The sequence below is a fragment of the Kitasatospora sp. NPDC001261 genome, assembly GCF_042896795.1.
Classification (GTDB): domain Bacteria; phylum Actinomycetota; class Actinomycetes; order Streptomycetales; family Streptomycetaceae; genus Kitasatospora.
In genome coordinates this window covers 87,796-103,959 of the sequence record NZ_JBIAXP010000016.1, presented here as the reverse complement: position 1 = coordinate 103,959, position 16,164 = coordinate 87,796, and the positions used below count along the sequence as shown (strand labels likewise).

Genomic DNA, 16,164 nt, shown 5'->3' with positions numbered 1-16,164 from the left:
TCCCGGTCCGCCCCCGGACCGCCGCCCCCTCAGCCCCACAACGAAGGAGAACCCTTGCCCCAGGACCAGCCCTCGGCCCTGATCGTCGGCACGGACCCGTACGCGATGCGCGCCTGCCTCCGGAACGGCATCACGCCCTACGTGGTGCACGGCCCGCACCTGGCGGACTGGGGCTACCTGAAGCTCCCGGACGGGGCCGTGGGGATCTTCGCCGAGGACCCGACGAGCATCGAGAGCGTCCTCCTCGCCCTGCGCCGGACCGGCGCCGCCGAGCGGGAGTTCCGCTTCCTCCAGACCTCCGACGAGGAGGCCCTGGTCACCGTCGCGGCACTCGCCCGGGTCCTGGACCTCCCGACGGCCGTGGCCGCGGACATCGCCCCGAACTTCCGGGACAAGTGGCTGCAGAAGCGGGCCGTCGCGGCGGCCGGCCTGGACGTCGGCGCCTCGCAGGTCATCGAGGACATCCACCACCTGGATCCGTCCGCCCTCGCGGACTTCGACAAGGCGGTGCTCAAGCCCATCGCCGGGGCGGGCACCCGGAACACCTCGGTCGTCCGGGGTCTGTCCGAGCTGATCGACACCTGCGCCGAGTACCGGCGCCGGGGCGTTCCGCAACGCACCTTCGTCCTGGAGGAGTTCACGCCGGGCGAGGAGTGGATGGCGGACGGCGTGGTCTTCGACGGCGAACTCCGGTTCCTCAGCGTGGGCACCTACGCGGAGCCGTGCCTGACCGCCGTCGACGCCAACCGGGTGCTCCAGCTGGAACGCTTCGACCCGACCGAGGACGCGGACGCCTTCGCCCTGGCGCGGCCGGTCGTGACGGAGGCGCTGCGGGCCCTCGGCCTGCGGCGCGGGGTGTTCCACATGGAGCTGTTCCGCCGGCCCGACACCGGCGGGCTCGTGTTCGGCGAGTGCGCCGCCCGCACCGGCGGCGGGCTGATCTCCGAAGCGGTGGCGTTCAAGTTCGGCGTTGACCTGGGCGAAGCCGCCATCCGGTGCGCGGAGGGGATCGAGCCGGCGATCGAGCCGACCGTCCGTCCGGAGAGTGTCAGCACCCTCTTCCTCGCCAACCGGCCCGGCGTCCTGGTCGGCTATCCGTCACTGGAGCAGATCCGGGCCCTGCCCGGTGTCGAGCACGTGCGGCTGGACCTCCCGTACGGCTTCCGGACGGGGGACACGGTGCAGGACACCACCCAGGGGGTCGGGCAGGTCATGCTGAGCGGGCGCACCCGGGAGGAGGTGCGCAGCCGGCGCGAGTTCCTGACCCGGTGGTTCGACGAGCGCCTGGTGGTCGTGCCCGCCCACGCGACGTACCCGGAGCTGCGGAGCTGGCAGCGGGCCAACTGGCCGGAGACCGCCTCGGACTTCCGCACCTATGCGGAGCCCGAGCGGCAGCGCTGACCCGCTCGGCCCGGTTCGTCAGGCAGTGAGCCGGATCCTCCGCGGAGGATCCGGCTCACTGCCCCTGCGGCGGTCGCAACGGCCGCCCGCCCGGGGTGTCGCCTACGGGTGGGTGTTCTTGACCGTGGGCTGCGTCTTCTGGTTGTAGATCTCCTTGCCGTCCGCGTTGTAGGCGTGGACGTAGGGAGCCGGGGGGAAGGCGTTCGCGTCGGAGCCGGTGGAGATGGCAGCCGTGTAGGCGAACGCGCCGCCCGCCATGACGGCCGGGTACTCCGTCGCGTCGTCGCCGTAGCTGATGGTGACCTTGGCGACGTCGGCGGTGTAGTGCCCGGCGCCCAGCGAGAGGACCTGCCCGGCACCGGCCGGCGTGCTGAAGCTGTCGAAGAACTCGACCAGGTGACCGGTGCCCCACAGGCGGTCGTTGATGAACGTCGCGGGCGAGGACATGCTGGTGCCCTTGTCACCCTTCGACTCGCACTGCACGTACTGGCCGGCGGAGTCGACGGCGACGACCACGCCGTCGGTGTCCGACGAGGCGACGGGAGCGCGGACCCCGATCACCGCCTGGTACTGCGAAGCCTCGGAACCCAGGCAGGAGGCCAGGATCCCGGCGACGGTCCCGGCGTCGATCGGGGTCGTCGTCGCGCTGGTGACGGTGGAGGCCGCCGGGGTGGCAGTCGCTCCGGTCGCGGCCGAGCCGCCGCCGGAGGCCGGGGCGGCAGGCGCGGCAGGGGCGGCCGGCGCGGCGGCGGGCTTGCTCTGGGCCGTGGGGGTGCCGGTCGCGGCGGTGGCCATTCCCCCCGCGGTCGCGATGGCCGCGGCGGTGGCGGTGATGATCATGATCGGGCGGATACGCATGAATCCGTGTCCCTTCCTGCGGGCGTCCGGTTGATGCCCGCGCCCCTGTACACCTCCCGACGCCCGAGCGGTCGCACCCCGCGCGTGTGATCCAGGTCATAGGCCGTCGATGTAACCCTGGGACGGCGCTCGTGCGTACAGGGCGGGAGGCTCCACCCAGGACGCACGGCTGACCCGCCGTGGCCGAGGAGTGCTCCCTCGCGCACCGCCCGTGCCGCGAGCTGACGGACAGCCCCGGAGGAGAGGCCCTTGATGACGCCACAGGAGTTCGACGCGTTCTACGCGGCGTCCTTCTCCCGCCTCACCGGGCAGCTCTACGCGATAACCGGCAACTGGTCCGAAGCCCAGGACGTGGTCCAGGAGGCCTTCATCCGCGCCTGGGACCGCAGGCGCACCTTCGACCCCGGCAACGCCCCGGAGGCATGGATCCGGACCACGGCCCGGCGGCTGGCCCACTCCCGCTGGCGGCGCCTCGCCCGGGGCCTGCACCTGGCCGGACACCACCACCGCCACGAACCGTCCACCGTCGAGCCGCCCACCGAGGAGCACCTGATGCTGGTCACCGCGCTCCGCGACCTACCCGAAGCACAGCGGATCGCCCTGGTCCTGCACCACATGTGCGACCTCTCCATCGAGCAGGTCTCCGCCGAGACCGGCGCCGGCATCAGCACCGTCAAGAGCCGCCTCGCCCGCGGCCGGACCGCGCTCGCGGCCAGACTCTCCGACCGGACCCCGACCAGCGAGGAAGGAAAGCTCCGTGTCTGACCCCGTCCACGACAGCCTCGACGACCGGCTGCGGCTGCTCGGCACGCAGATGCCGGCACCGACCCTGCCCGCTGCGGAGATCCGCAGACGCGCCGACCGGCGCCGCCACCGTCGACACGCCCTCGGCGCGACCGCGGCCTGCGCCGCGGCGGCCCTGTGCCTGACCCTCCCGTCCGTGCTGAACCCGCCGGGGCCACAACACCCACCGGCACCACAGCAGGGGCCGGCCGCCACAGGCACCCCCTCCGTGCCGGCCTCCCCCCACCCCCCGGCGGCTTTCACCGTCACCAGCACGACGACGACCCCGATCGAGGCCGGGGCCGTCGCCGGGATCCTGGGCTCCTGCCTGGGCTCCGAGGCGTCGCAGTACCAGGCAGTGATCGCGGTCCGCGCTCCCGCCGCCTCCTCGGACACCGACGGCGTGGTCGTCGCCGTCGACTCCGCCGGCCAGTACGTGCAGTGCGAGTCGAAGGGCCGGACCGGGCACAGCATCTCCCTCCCCCCGACGTTCATCAACGACCGCCTGTGGGGCACCGGCCACCTGGTCGAGTTCTTCGACAGCTTCAGCGCCCCGACCGGTGCCGGGCAGGTCCTCTCGCTGGGCGCCGGGCACTACACCGCCGACGTCGCCAAGGTCACCATCAGCTACGGCGACGACCCGACGCAGTACCCGGCCGTCATGGCGGGCGGCGCGTTCGCCTACACGGCTGCCATCTCCACCGGCCCCGACGCGGGCCCCTTCCCCCCGACCCCCTACGTCCACGCCTACAACGCGGACGGCAAGGAGATCTACAACCAGAGGACGCAGCCCACGGCCAAGGACACCCACCCGTAGGCGGTGCCCCAGGACCTCAGCCGAGTCGCTTGAGCATCTTGACCGAGGTCGTCTCGTAGCCGAGCGACTCGTAGAGGCCGCGCGCGCCCGTGTTGAACCCGAAGACGCTGAGCCCGAGGGTACGGGCGCCCTGCGCCCGGGCGTACTCCTCGCCGAGGAGCATGGCCCTTCGCCCGAGGCCCAGCCCGCGCTTGTCGACGTCGATCGCGATGTCCCAGATCCACCAGGAGCCGGCGTCCTCGCTCGTGTCCGGTCCGATCCAGAGGTGGCCGACGGTGGCCCCGGCGGCATCGACCACGTCGAAGAGCGCGTGCCCGGGGCTCGGTGTACCGGAGGGGAAGTAGCGGGCCATGCTGTCGGCCGCGTGCCGGCCGGCCTCCTCGGGCGTCTGCCCCGCAGCGACGAGGTCCTTGGCGTACTCGGCCCGGCTGCGATCGAGCCAGGCGGGCAGGAGTCGGGCGTCCATGGGGCGGAGGGTCGTAGACATCGGGCCAGCCTGCCACACTGCCGGCGCCGGAGCACTCCCGTTCCCGTCCAGGCGTTGCGACGAACCGTCAGCAGCGCGAACCCCGCCCGATGTGGCAGCAGTTCGGGGGCGGCGACCGGACGGGGGGTCAGTGGCGGTTGCCGAGGGCGAAGAGCAGGATGACGAAGCCGGCGAACAGGTGGGTGCCCAGGATGTAGATCCCGGCGCGGATGAGCATGGCCTTGCGCCGCTTCTTCTCGTCACCGGTGGCGCTGCTCATGGTCGGTGCTCCTGGGGTCGGGTCGTGGGGCGGTCGTGGCGGGGCCTCGGGCGGATGTGCGGGCGCCGGGCGGTCATCGGTCCGTTCCCTTTCGTGCAGTGGCGTCCGCCAGGACTCCGGTGGTCCGCAGCTCGGTGCGGGCACGGGCGATGGCGTCGGAAGTCTGGGCGAAGACCCTCCCCTGCCGCTGGAGGGTGTCCAGGACACCGAGGGCGTCCAGGGTCCGCCGGTGGCCGTCCGGCACCCCCGCGGCCAGGACGAGGATGCCGCGCCGTTCCAGCGTGCCGATCGCGTCGCCCAGCGCCAGGGCGCCCGTGGAGTCGATCGCGGTGACGTGGGACAGGCGCAGGATGACGGCCTTGACGTCGGTGGTCTCGGCGAGTTGGAGCAGGAAGCGGTGTGCGGCCGCGAAGAACACCGGCCCGTCTATCCGGTAGGCGACGATGTGCTCGGCGAGCAGCGCCCGCTCCTCCTCGTGGTGGTCGGCCGGGGCCAGGCCGTCGTGCAGCGGCACCTGCTGGAGCCGCGCGGACCGCGCGACCTGGCGCAGGGCCAGGATCCCGGCGACGGCCAGGCCGACGACGACGGCCGTGACCAGGTCGAAGGCCAGGGTCGCGGCGGCGGTGAGCGCCAGAACGGCGGCCTCGCCGCGTCCGCTGCGGGCCAGCGCCCGCAGTGAGGCCACCTCGACCATCCGGACCGCGGTGGCGATCAGGACACCCGCGAGCGCGGCCAGCGGGATGCCCTCGACGAGCGGAGCCGCGGCGAAGACGACCACCGCGAGCACGGCGGCGTGCACCAGGGCGGCCAGCCGGGAGACGGCGCCGGAGCGGACGTTGACGGCGGTACGGGCGATCGCGCCGGTGGCGGCGACGCCACCGAACAGCGGGGCGACCAGGTTGGCCACTCCCTGGCCGAACAACTCCCGGTCGCTGTCGTGCCGTTCGGAAGCACTCATCGCGTCGGCGGCGGTCGCCGACATCAGCGACTCCAGCGCCGCCAGCGCGGCGACCGCGAGGGCGGCGGTGAGCAGGTGCGGCACCGCGCCGGGGTCGAGGAAGCCCAGCGACGGCAGCGGCAGACCGGCCGGGAGGTGGCCGATGGTCGCCACGTCCAGGTGGGCGAGGTCGGCCACCGCGGTCGCGGCGGCGACGGCGAGCAGCGAGAACGGGATGCCGGGGCGCAGCCGTGCGCCGACGAGCATCACCGCGGCGACGGCGAGCGCCACGGCGGGCGCGGCCGGGTGCGGGTGGCGGGCGAAGTCGGCGAGGGCCTGTCCGGCGACGGCCACGACGTTCTCGGCGTCGCCCTTGGTGACGCCGAGGGCGGCGGGCACCTGCTGGAGTCCGATCACGCCGGCGATGCCGAGGGTGAAGCCCTCGACGACCGGCGCGGGGACGTAGGCCATGAAACGGCCGGCCCCGCCGAGGGCGAGGGCGACCAGCAGCAGGCCGGCGATCAGGCCGACGGTGAGGACGCCGGAGGTGCCGTACCGGTGCACGATCGGCACCAGGACCACGGTCATGGCGCCGGTCGGTCCGCTGACCTGGAGGTTGGAGCCGCCGAACACCGCGGCCAGCGCCCCGGCGACCACCGCGGTGGCCAGCCCGGCCTCGGCCCCCGCGCCGGAGGCGACGCCGAAGCCCAGCGCGAGCGGCAGCGCGACGATCGCCACCGTCAGACCGGCCACCAGGTCCTTGCGCGGCGAGCGCCCCATGGCGGCGAGGGCCGCGCGGTTCGGCAGCACGGCCCGGACGCGCCCGGCGGCCCGGCCCGCGAGGGTGGTCCGCGTGGCGCTCACGCCGTCTGCTCCGCCGCCGCGTCCGGAAGCCCGGCCGAGCGCAGCTCGGCGAGCAGCGTCCCCTGGTCGGCGATCATCTCGGTGAGGATGCGGCGCGCGGCCCGCAGCAGCTCCGCGACGTCCGGCGTGCTCAGTGCGTAGACCACGGTGTTGCCCTCGCGGGTGGCCGTGACCAGGTTGCTGCGGCGCAGGACGGAGAGCTGCTGGGAGAGGCTGGACGGCTCGATCTCGATCGAGGCGAGCAGCTCGCGCACCGGACGCGGACCGTCCTGGAGCAGTTCCAGCACGCGGATGCGCGCCGGGTGGCCGAGCGTGCGGAAGAACTCCGCCTTCGCCTGGTAGAGCGGGACGGCCATGCTCAGTCCTCTTCCTGTTCCTCGGCGGTGTGCTCGATCTCGATGCCGTGCTGGGCGGCGATCCGCAGCAGCTGTGTGACGCGTCCGGCGTACGCCTGCGCGCTGTCCTCGTCACCTGCCGTCCGAGCCTCGGCCCGCTGCCGGCGGGCCTCGTCGAGCTGCTCGCGAAGCTCCTGGTCGAACACGTCGCTCATGCGCCCCTCCTCGCCGCCGGCGCTGCCGCGCGCGACCGCATCTCTGCCGAGTACAGGGCAGCATCATCTATGCACTTGAAGAATTCTTCAAGTTGCGACTTTTGCACATCGATCTCCACCCGGCCCGGGGACGCGGTGTTCGACAGCGGCCCCGGCCGCTCCACGCGCCGTCGGCGGCGGAGCGTGGAGCGGCCGGGGCCGGCGGACCGTGCTACGGGCGAGGGGTCAGGCGACGGCTCCGGCCGGGGCGGGCGCGCTCGCGCGGTGCGGGGTCGAAGTCGGGGCCGGGGGCAGCGGCTTGGTGCGTCCGGCCCGCACGCCGTTGCCGATGATGACGATCTCGGCGAGCTCGTGGACCGCGACGACGGCGGCGAGGCCGAGGACGCCGAGGAGGGCGAGCGGCATCAGACCGACGATGACCGCCAGGGACAGGCCGACGTTCTGGAGCATGATCCGCCGTGCGCGGCGGGCGTGGTCCAGGGCCTGGGGCAGGTGGCGCAGGTCCTCGCCCATGAGCGCGACGTCGGCGGTCTCGATGGCGACGTCGGTGCCCATCGCCCCCATGGCGATGCCGAGGTCGGCGGTGGCCAGGGCGGGGGCGTCGTTGACGCCGTCGCCGACCATCGCGGTCGGGCGGAGGGTGCGGAGCCCGCCGATGATGCGGGCCTTGTCCTCGGGGCGCAGGTCCGCGTGCACGGTGTCGATGCCGGCCTCGGCGGCGAGGGCCCGGGCGGTGCGTTCGTTGTCGCCGGTGAGCATCACCACGGTCAGGCCGCGGGCGCGGAGGCGGTCGACGACCTCGCGGGCCTCGGGGCGCAGTTCGTCGCGTACCGCGATCGCGCCGATCACCGTCGCGTCGTCCTCGACGAGGACGGCGGTGGCACCGGAGTCCTGCATCGCGGTGACGGCTTCGGCCAGCGGGCCGGGCTCGATCCAGCCGGGGCGCCCGAGCCGGACGGGGCGGCCGCCCAGGCGGCCGGTGAGGCCGGCGCCGGTGACCGCCTCGACGTCGGTGGCGGCGGGCACGCCGGGGGCGGCGGCCAGGACGGCCTCGGCCAGGGGGTGTTCGCTGCGGGCCTCCAGCGCGGCGGCCACGGCGAGGACGGTGTCGCGGCTGTGGCCGTCCAGAGTGACGACGCGGACGACGGCGGGCCGGTTGCGGGTGAGGGTGCCGGTCTTGTCGAGGGCGACGGCACGTACGGCGCCGAGGGCTTCGAGGGCGGCTCCGCCCTTGACCAGGACGCCGAGCCTGCCGGCCGCGCCGACGGCGGCGACCACGGTGACGGGTACGGAGATGGCGAGTGCGCACGGGGAGGCGGCGACCAGGACGACCAGGGCACGCTCGATCCAGGTGGCCGGATCGCCCAGCAGGGAGCCGACGAGGGCGATGAGGGCGGCGGCGACCATGATGCCGGGCACCAGGGGCTTGGCGATCCGGTCGGCGAGGCGCTGGCCGGCGCCCTTGCGGGCCTGCTCGGCCTCCACGATCCGGACGATCCGGGCCAGCGAGTTGTCCTCGGCCGTGCTGGTGACCTCGACCTCCAGCACGCCGGTGCCGTTGATCGCGCCCGCGTACACCTCGCTGCCCGGACCGGCCTCGATGGGGACGGACTCACCGGTGATGGCGGAGACGTCCAGGGCGGTGCGGCCGGCGCGGACGGTGCCGTCGGTGGCGATCCGTTCGCCGGGCCTGACCACCATCGTGTCGCCGATGCGCAGTTCGGCCGGAGCGACGGTCCGCTCGGTGCCGTCGCGCAGCACGGTCGCCCGTTCGGGCACCAGGTTCAGCAGGGCGCGCAGGCCGCGGCGAGTCCGGGCCAGGGACCAGGCCTCCAGGCCCTCGCTGACGGAGTAGAGGAAGGCCAGCATGGCGGCCTCGCCGACCTCGCCGAGGAGGACCCCGCCGACGGCGGCGATCGTCATCAGCGTGCCGACCCCGACCTTGCCCTTGGCCAGGCGGCGCAGCGTGGCGGGTACGAAGGTCCAGGCGCCGACGACGAGGGCGAGTGCGTTCAGCGCGGTCACCGCGATCTCGGACGCGCCGGACCAGTCGGTGATCAGTCCGGCCAGCAGCAGGACGCCGGCCACGGCGGCGGCCCGCAGCTCGCCGACCTCCCAGAGCTTCTCCGGTTCGCGCTCCTCCCCTCCCTCCACGGTCTTCCTGTCGTCGCCGCAGCCGCAGGCGTCGCTCATCGGCCGGCTCCGGTGCTGTCCGGGGCGGGCGCCGCCGGGGTGCCGTAGATCGGGCAGAGGTCGACGGCCTCGCCGGTCGCGGCGAGCAACTGCTCGGCCGAGGCCAGCAGGTCCAGCAGTTCCGGGCGGGCCAGGAAGTACAGGGAGGCCCGGCCCTGGGGGCGGGAGTCGACCAGGCCGCAGTCCCGCAGGCAGGCCAGGTGCGCCGAGACCGTGGACTGGGCCAGGCCCACGCAGCCGACCAGGTCCACGACCTTGGCCTCGCCCCGGGCCAGGCGCAGCAGGATCGCGAGGCGGGCCGGGTCGCCGAGCGAGCGGAACAGGGCCACCGCTGCCGAGGGCGCGCCGCACGAGGTGGTGGCCGAGGGCCCGGCCGCCGGGCTATTCATCGTCATGGAACGATGATAGCTGTCGATGCCGATGTCATCGCTCCAGACGGGCTATCGCGGCCCGGTTCGACCGCGACCGCATCCGGGAGAGGACGCCGGAGAGACGGGCCACCGCCGTCGCCACGGGCGGCCACGGCGGCCGGTTGGGGCGCGGGGACGCCGTCCACGCCCTCCCCCGGCACCGCACGACACGTCCTGCGCGAACCCGCCAGCCCCACCCCCCTCTCCCAGCCAGGCGTCCCCCGACAGCCGTCGCGCGCGGTCGGCGGTCCGACCATCACCCCACGTCAGCGCAGCACTTAGGCGACCCTCGGTCGACGGCCCGTCCGCCCGGCTCCGGGACCACTCGCGACCCACCAGAACACCACACCCCACGCCTCGCCGAAAACACGGAGGGAAATGACCGAGAACACGTGAGGCCAGACTTCGTTCGATTGACCGTCACAAAAGCGGTCTGGATACTGATCGAGCACGACGCAACCGAAACTCGTTGCGAAGCGGTCTCCGATTCGACATTTCATCCGACTGAGGAGAATCCATGATCTCGAAAGCCAAGAAGGTCGTGAGCTCGATGGCGATGGCCTTCGCCGCGGCCGCCACGCTCACCGTGGCCGTGCCGTCCGGCAACGCCTTCGCCATCGACCACGTCCAGTGCGACGGGAGCCGCAACGACTTCCTGAAGATCTGGTCGCACCTCGACGGCCGTGACAGCGTCGACTGCTACGCGAACGGGGGGTCGATCGGCTTCGGCGGGTGGTGGGTCGACCGGATCTCCACCGGGAACAACGACCTGGTCTACTCCGACGCCAACGGCGACTCGGTGCGGATCAACCGCTGGACCGACATCTCCTTCCCGAACCGCCCGCCGCGAGTCAACTCCATCCAGATCCTCTGACGAACCGGCAGAGCGAACCCCGAACAGAAATTCGCCCGACCGAATCACCGGGAATTCCCTCAGTGCTTCGATCGCCACCGAATTTTCTGTGACGTGAATTCGCTCCACCCCGGCTCACCGACGCTGGCCACCCCCTCCAGGGGCTGGCCAGCGCCGGCATGCTGCGCCACGGCTGCCCGTCCCCGCACCCATGGAGGCGAGCGCCGAGGTGACCAGCAGCCTGCTCTCGGGCGGCGTGGAGCAGGGGGACGACGAAAGGCGGTGGCCCCCGGAGCACGGGCTCCGGGGACCACCGCCGGTCAGGCTGTCGTGCTAGCCGCGACGACGGATGCGGCGTGTCGCGAGCGTCAGGCCGCCGCCCAGGAGCAGGAGGCTCCCGGCCAGCTCGGCGAGCCGGGTGTCGGTGCCGGTGCCGGTGTTCGGCAGGTGCCCGTGCGCCTCCGTCGTGGTCACCGTGGTGGTGGACGGCGGGGAGGTCACCGGCGGGCCGGACGGCGGAGTGCCTGTCGCGGTCGCGGTGTTGGTGACCTTCCCTCGGTCGATGTCCGCCTGGGTGACCGTGTAGCTCGCCGTGCAGGTCACCGACGCACCGGGGGCGAGCGAGGCCGCACCCGCCGGGCAGGTCACCACCGGCGGCGTCCCGGAGCCCGGGAACGCCGTCTCGTTCACCGTCACGTCCGTCAGCGTCACGTCCCCGGTGTTGGTCACCAGGAAGCTGTAGTCCACGACCTGCCCGACCGCCGAAACCGTCGTCGGGGACGCCGACTTCGCGATGGTGAGCGCCGGCTCAGGGGTGTTCGGGACGGTGGTCGAGGACGGCGGGGAGGTGACCGGCGGGCCGGACGGCGGAGTACCGGTCGCGGTCGCCGTGTTGGTGATGCTGCCCGCGTTGAGGTCCGCCTGCGTCACCGTGTACTCGGCCGTGCAGGTCACCGAGGCCCCGGGGGCGAGCGAGGCCGCAGCGGGCGGGCAGGAGACCACCGGCGGCGTACCGGCGCCCGAGAACGCCGTCTCGTTCACCGTCACGCCCGTCAGCGTCACGTTCCCGGTGTTCGTCACCAGGTACGCGTAGTGCAGCACCTGGCCCATCCCGGTCAGCGCCGTCGCGTCCACCGACTTGACGATGGTGAGCGCCGGTGCGGGCGTGACCGTGACGGTCACGGTGGACGGCGGGGAGGTGACCGGCGGGCCGGACGGCGGAGTACCCGTCGCCGTCGCCGTGTCGGTGATCTTGCCGCTCCGCAGGTCGCTCTGGGTGACCGTGTAGCTGGCCGTGCAGGTGACCGACGTGCCAGGAGCGAGCGAGGCCGCAGCGGGCGGGCAGCTCACCACGGGCGGCGTCCCGGAACCGGAGAACGCCGTCTCGTTCACCGTGACATTCGCCAGCGTCACGTTCCCGGTGTTCGTCACCAGGAAGCTGTAGTCCACGACCTGCCCGACCGCCGAAACCGTCGTCGGGGACGCCGACTTCACGATCGTGAGCGCCGGCTCAGGGGTGTTCGGGACGCTGGTCGAGGACGGCGGGGAGGTGACCGGCGGGCCGGACGGCGGAGTACCCGTCGCCGTCGCCGTGTTGGTGACCTTCCCTCGGTCGATGTCCGCCTGGGTGACCGTGTAGGCGGCCGTGCAGGTCACCGACGCCCCGGGGGCGAGCGAGGCCGCAGCGGGCGGGCAGCTCACCACGGGCGGCGTCCCGGAACCGGAGAACGCCGTCTCGTTCACGGTGACGTTCGTCAGCGTCACGTTCCCGGTGTTCGTCACCAGGTACATGTAGTGCAGCACCTGGCCCGCCGCCGTCAGATCCGTCGCGTCGACCGACTTGACGATGGTGAGGGCCGGGTTGGCGGTGGCCGTGACGGTCACGGTGGACGGCGGGGAGGTGACCGGCGGGCCGGACGGCGGCGTACCCGTCGCCGTCGCCGTGTTGGTGACCTTCCCTCGGTCGATGTCCGCCTGGGTGACCGTGTAGCTCGCCGTGCAGGTGACCGACGCACCGGGGGCGAGCGAGGCCGCACCCGGCGGACAGGCCGCCACGAGCGGCCCCCCGGAACCGGAGAACGCCGTCTCGTTCACCGTCACGTCCGTCAGCGTCACGTTCCCGGTGTTCGTCACCAGGAAGCTGTAGTCCACGACCTGACCGACCGCCGAAACCGTCGTCGGCGACGCCGACTTCACGATGGTGAGCGCGGGCGTCACCGGGACCGGGGTGTTCGTGAAGGTGCAGAGCACCATCGGGCTGTTCTTGTCCTCCACCGTCGCCGGGAACGGCAGGTTGAAGGTGGTCACCCCGCTGCCCGAGGTGATCGGGGCGTTGCCGTTGGCCGTGTCGACGCAGTCGTAGGTGGTGGTGTAGTCGGAGAGGCTTCCGGAGGCCGCCGTCTCGGTGAGGGTGTAGGTGGTGCCGGACAGCGCGATGACCGGGCCGGCCGGGGGCGACTGGACGCCCGTGCTGGTGCCGGTCGTGGTGGCGGTGTTGCCCTGGGTGACGCCACCGCCGGTGATCTCCAGCGTGAACTGGTCGTTGGACGTGGTCGACTCGGCGAAGCGGCCGACGATGTCCTTCTGCAGGGTCAGGGTCGGGTTGGTGGAGCAGGCGCCGAGGTCCACGGAGAGGAAGGCGTTGTTGGTGTACGGCGTCGGACCGGCCGTGACCGCGCCGGTGTTCGGGTTGAGTCGCTCCAGGTAGGTGGTGGTCCCCGAGGTGAACTCGATGTAGAGGTTGCCGACGTTGTCGAAGGCCGCCCCGTTGAAGGACCTGTCCGTCGGGTTGTCCAGGGTGCTCAGCGTCGTGCTGGTCAGCGGCACACCGGTGGCCGACCCCGTGGTGGGGATCGGTGCGGAGACCCGGCCGATGGCGGCGTCGGTGCCGACGGAGGAGAGGATGTAGAGGTTGCCGCCCGCGTCGAAGGTGATGTCGCCGTTGGGGCCGGAGGTGCCGGTGACCGGCAGGTCGAACGTGCCGATCACGCCGGGGATCGCGGTGTTGGTGGTGGTGTTGAACCCGTAGAGGGTGGCCACGCCGGGCGTGGTCGCGGTACCGGGCTCGAAGCTGGCGTAGTAGTAGATGCCGTTGACCGGGTTCACCGCGCCGGCGACGAAGGAGTCGCTGGTGGGACCGGCGGATCCGGTGTAGACGGTCCAGGCGCCGGTGGCCGCGTTGTAGCCGTACACGTTCACGGACCCGCTGACGGCCGGCGTCTGGTCGACCACGTAGGCGGCGGTGCCGCCGTCCGTGATGCCGAGGGCGTTCGTGAAGCCGGACCCGGCGGGGAGCGTGCTCACCGTCGTGGCGGTCACGTTGGCGCCGCCGACGGTGCCGGAGGCCAGGGCCAGCAGGGTGCCCGTACCGGCGCCCGAGGAGCCGCGCTGGACGGCGTAGATCGTGTTGCCGCTGCAGTCCAAGGGGGGGCCGGGTGCCCGGGGTGCGTGGCCGGCCGGGGCCGTGCCCGCCGGGGGGACGCTCTCGGCGGACGATGCGGCCGGTGCGGCCAGCGGGGACGCTGGGGCGCTCACGGCGGACGGCGACGGGGACGGGGCCTGCGAGGCGTTGCCCTGGACGGGGGCGGCCTTCGCCGACGCGGCGTCCGGGGCCTGCCACTCCAGCACCACAAGTCCGTCGCGTCCGTCACGTCCGTCGCGGTCGCCGGGCTTCACCGAGGCGGCGGGGTGAGCGGTACCGCCGAAGCCGGCCCCGGCGACGTACTGGCGCTCGGTCAGGTGCGACGCCAGGCCCGCCGGAACGTCGCCGCCCCCGGAGCCGACGGCCGCGCCGCCCGCGCTCGGGGAGGTACCGCCGTCGGCCGCCAGCAGGGTGCGGGCCGAGGCGTGCGGCTCGTCGGCCAGGACGCTGGAGGCGCCGCCGCCGAGGGCCGTACGGGCCGCCGGGGAGCTCGGGTCCTCGGAGTGCGCCCGCCCGCCCTGGCCGGGCACCACCGTCAGCCGCTGCCCCGGCGTCACGTCCAGCAGTGCGGTCGCGAAGGCGCCGGCGGCACCCGGTCGGCTCCGGTGGTCGGCCCCGGCCGTTCCCGCGGCGCTGTCCGCTTCGGCGGCCGCGCCCGCGCCCCAGGCCTTCGCCCGGACGGAGGTGACGCCGGGGGGAACGGTGAAGTCCTGGCCGCCGCCGGTGTGGGTGAAGGCGAGGCAGTCGGTGTAGCCCGGGTCGGGCGGGCAGGCCTGGGCGGCGTGCGCGGCGGGGGCGGCCATCAGCGGGACGAGCGACAGCGGTGCCAGCGTCAGCACCGCTGCCAGCGCTCCGGACCAGCCGCGCCGCTTCGCCGCGGCACGGTTCGACGGACGAGCCGGGACGGTACTGCCCCGCACCCCGAAGGCCGGGACCAGGCCCCGGCGACGTCTGACTTTGGGCATCGAGGACTCTCCAGGGTGTGCACAGGACTCTGGATGACGGAGTGAACACGCCATTGGGCGACGGGACGACTATGCCGTCTCCACCATCCGGGTCGGTCCGGCACGCTGGGGAGGTCATCCCGGCGGCCCACACGAACGGTCCGACCACCGCGCTCGACACCCGTCGCGCGCCCCCTGCACCGGGTTCGACCGACCGTGACGACCTCGACCCGGGCCAGTGCCAAGCCTGTTGACGCATCGTCATATGAACTAACCGCGTCGAGCGGAGTCGGCCCGCACCCGCGCCGGCGAGGGCGGTCCGGCCGGTGAGCGCCGCCGGACGCGGCGAGGCCGGTGCCGTCCGGGAGCGGCGACTCCCGGACGGCACCGGCCTCACGGTGCGGGAAGGGCTACCAACGGCGGCGCGGCGCCGGTGGGTTGAGCTTGGCGGCGAGCGCCGAGAGGAAGGTCGGGAGCTTGTCGACCATGGCCTTGGGGACCGGGGTGGTCTCGACGCTGCCGCTTCGCACGTCCTCGACGAGCAGCGTGTACGTGCCGTTCTCCTCGACGAGTTCGGCGGCGAAGAGCAGTGTCCTGGTGGAGGTTTCCATCGGGGTTCCTAGGCTTGGGTGTCGTTGAGCCAGGCGGTCCACGCCGCGGTGGCCCGCTGCTCGTCGGCGTCCTCGGCGAACAGGTGGTGGCCGAGCCAGATCGGCACGTTCCAGGTGCTGCCGTTGAAGAACCGGTAGAGCGCGTCCGGGCCGCGCAGGCCGACGAAGTCGGGGCTGAGCCAGTCCACGACCACCTCCTCCGGGCCGCCGTCCGTACCGGGGACGTCGAGTCGCAGGCGGTCGCCGACGGCCGCGTCGGCGGCTAGGCCCAGGCGCAGCCGCAGGGCGGCGAAGTCGGCCGGGTCGGCGGTGGGTTCGGGGCGCGGGGCCCTGACGTAGACGGCGGGGCGGCCGGCGAAGTGCCGCAGGTACTCGGCGAGGCCGTGCTGGTAGAAGTCGACGTGCTTCTCGGCCGCGTCCGACTTGGCGTCCCACATCCAGGCCTCGTCGACGACGCCCGTGTGCACCCAGTGGATGCCCATCCGCAGGTGGCTCGTTCCGCCGTCGGCGGGCTCGATGTGGTAGCTGAGCGTGTTGGAGAACCCGCCGTCCTGGGTCGCCCGGACGGCGAACCGCCGCGGCGGCTCCCACGCCACGACGGTGGAGTCGCCCCGGCTGGCCTTTCCGCCGACGCGCGGCTCGACCTCCATCGGGTACAGCCAGCCGAGGTTGCCGGCGCCGGTGGCGACCGCGTCCCAGACCTGTTCGGGCGTGGCGGGCAGGTCCTGTTCCCGGCGGACCTCGAACTCTCGGGCCATGGTCGGTACTCCTTCGTC

The 16,164-nt window shown here is 73.3% G+C and carries 15 protein-coding genes; 4 read left to right on the top strand and 11 right to left on the bottom strand.

The genetic code is table 11. From position 1 onward, the window contains the following. Positions 1–54 precede the first annotated feature (54 nt). A complete protein-coding gene (locus ACFY4B_RS22250; protein ID WP_387970114.1) occupies positions 55–1,401 on the top strand; it encodes a hypothetical protein in 1,347 nt (448 codons plus the stop codon). 102 nt (positions 1,402–1,503) lie between these two features. Here the strand turns inward: ACFY4B_RS22250 and ACFY4B_RS22245 are convergent, their stop codons facing one another. Then, positions 1,504–2,259, bottom strand: a complete 756-nt coding sequence (locus ACFY4B_RS22245) for a hypothetical protein (protein ID WP_387970112.1) — start codon at positions 2,257–2,259, stop codon at positions 1,504–1,506. 252 nt (positions 2,260–2,511) lie between these two features. On the opposite strand from ACFY4B_RS22245, the gene ACFY4B_RS22240 reads away from it, so the two are divergent. Together ACFY4B_RS22240 and ACFY4B_RS22235 are read left to right on the top strand one after the other, a co-directional pair. Beyond that, entirely contained in the window at positions 2,512–3,024 is a 513-nt protein-coding gene (locus tag ACFY4B_RS22240) for a SigE family RNA polymerase sigma factor (protein WP_049649167.1), read from the top strand. Next, a complete protein-coding gene (locus ACFY4B_RS22235; protein ID WP_387970110.1) occupies positions 3,017–3,859 on the top strand; it encodes a hypothetical protein in 843 nt (280 codons plus the stop codon). Before ACFY4B_RS22240 ends, ACFY4B_RS22235 begins: the two co-directional genes overlap by 8 nt. Positions 3,860–3,875: 16 nt before the next feature. Here ACFY4B_RS22235 and ACFY4B_RS22230 read toward each other — a convergent pair whose 3' ends face one another. The 7 genes from ACFY4B_RS22230 to ACFY4B_RS22200 all read right to left on the bottom strand — a co-directional run bounded on the left by ACFY4B_RS22230 (position 3,876) and on the right by ACFY4B_RS22200 (position 9,544). After that, entirely contained in the window at positions 3,876–4,325 is a 450-nt protein-coding gene (locus tag ACFY4B_RS22230; RefSeq protein ID WP_387970108.1) for a GNAT family N-acetyltransferase, read from the bottom strand. Positions 4,326–4,473: 148 nt separating this feature from the next. Next, entirely contained in the window at positions 4,474–4,605 is a 132-nt protein-coding gene (locus tag ACFY4B_RS22225; RefSeq protein WP_220450012.1) for a DUF6126 family protein, read from the bottom strand. Between the two features lie 73 nt (positions 4,606–4,678). Beyond that, complete coding sequence (locus ACFY4B_RS22220) at positions 4,679–6,322, bottom strand: SulP family inorganic anion transporter (protein WP_387970343.1); 1,644 nt, start codon at positions 6,320–6,322, stop codon at positions 4,679–4,681. Positions 6,323–6,402: 80 nt separating this feature from the next. Further along, positions 6,403–6,762 carry a helix-turn-helix transcriptional regulator gene (locus tag ACFY4B_RS22215; protein ID WP_049649164.1) on the bottom strand — a complete coding sequence of 120 codons (360 nt, stop codon included), beginning with the start codon at positions 6,760–6,762 and terminating at the stop codon, positions 6,403–6,405. A gap of 2 nt (positions 6,763–6,764) precedes the next feature. Continuing rightward, positions 6,765–6,956, bottom strand: coding sequence for a hypothetical protein (locus ACFY4B_RS22210; RefSeq protein WP_117486199.1), 192 nt, complete (start codon positions 6,954–6,956; stop codon positions 6,765–6,767). Between the two features lie 225 nt (positions 6,957–7,181). Then, positions 7,182–9,149 (bottom strand): heavy metal translocating P-type ATPase, encoded by a 1,968-nt coding sequence (locus ACFY4B_RS22205; protein ID WP_387970106.1) that lies wholly within the window; start codon positions 9,147–9,149, stop codon positions 7,182–7,184. After that, positions 9,146–9,544 carry a helix-turn-helix transcriptional regulator gene (locus ACFY4B_RS22200; RefSeq protein WP_117486201.1) on the bottom strand — a complete coding sequence of 133 codons (399 nt, stop codon included), beginning with the start codon at positions 9,542–9,544 and terminating at the stop codon, positions 9,146–9,148. Before ACFY4B_RS22200 ends, ACFY4B_RS22205 begins: the two co-directional genes overlap by 4 nt. 532 nt (positions 9,545–10,076) lie before the next feature. On the opposite strand from ACFY4B_RS22200, the gene ACFY4B_RS22195 reads away from it, so the two are divergent. After that, positions 10,077–10,433, top strand: coding sequence for a beta/gamma crystallin domain-containing protein (locus ACFY4B_RS22195; protein WP_049649160.1), 357 nt, complete (start codon positions 10,077–10,079; stop codon positions 10,431–10,433). Between the two features lie 312 nt (positions 10,434–10,745). Here the strand turns inward: ACFY4B_RS22195 and ACFY4B_RS22190 are convergent, their stop codons facing one another. From ACFY4B_RS22190 to ACFY4B_RS22180, 3 genes are all read right to left on the bottom strand, one after another. Beyond that, complete coding sequence (locus tag ACFY4B_RS22190; RefSeq protein WP_387970102.1) at positions 10,746–14,798, bottom strand: LPXTG cell wall anchor domain-containing protein; 4,053 nt, start codon at positions 14,796–14,798, stop codon at positions 10,746–10,748. A gap of 389 nt (positions 14,799–15,187) precedes the next feature. Beyond that, a complete protein-coding gene (locus ACFY4B_RS22185; protein ID WP_380670838.1) occupies positions 15,188–15,388 on the bottom strand; it encodes a hypothetical protein in 201 nt (66 codons plus the stop codon). An 8-nt stretch (positions 15,389–15,396) separates the two neighbouring features. Beyond that, positions 15,397–16,146 carry an SRPBCC domain-containing protein gene (locus ACFY4B_RS22180; RefSeq protein ID WP_380775374.1) on the bottom strand — a complete coding sequence of 250 codons (750 nt, stop codon included), beginning with the start codon at positions 16,144–16,146 and terminating at the stop codon, positions 15,397–15,399. Between the last annotated feature and the right edge of the window lie 18 nt (positions 16,147–16,164).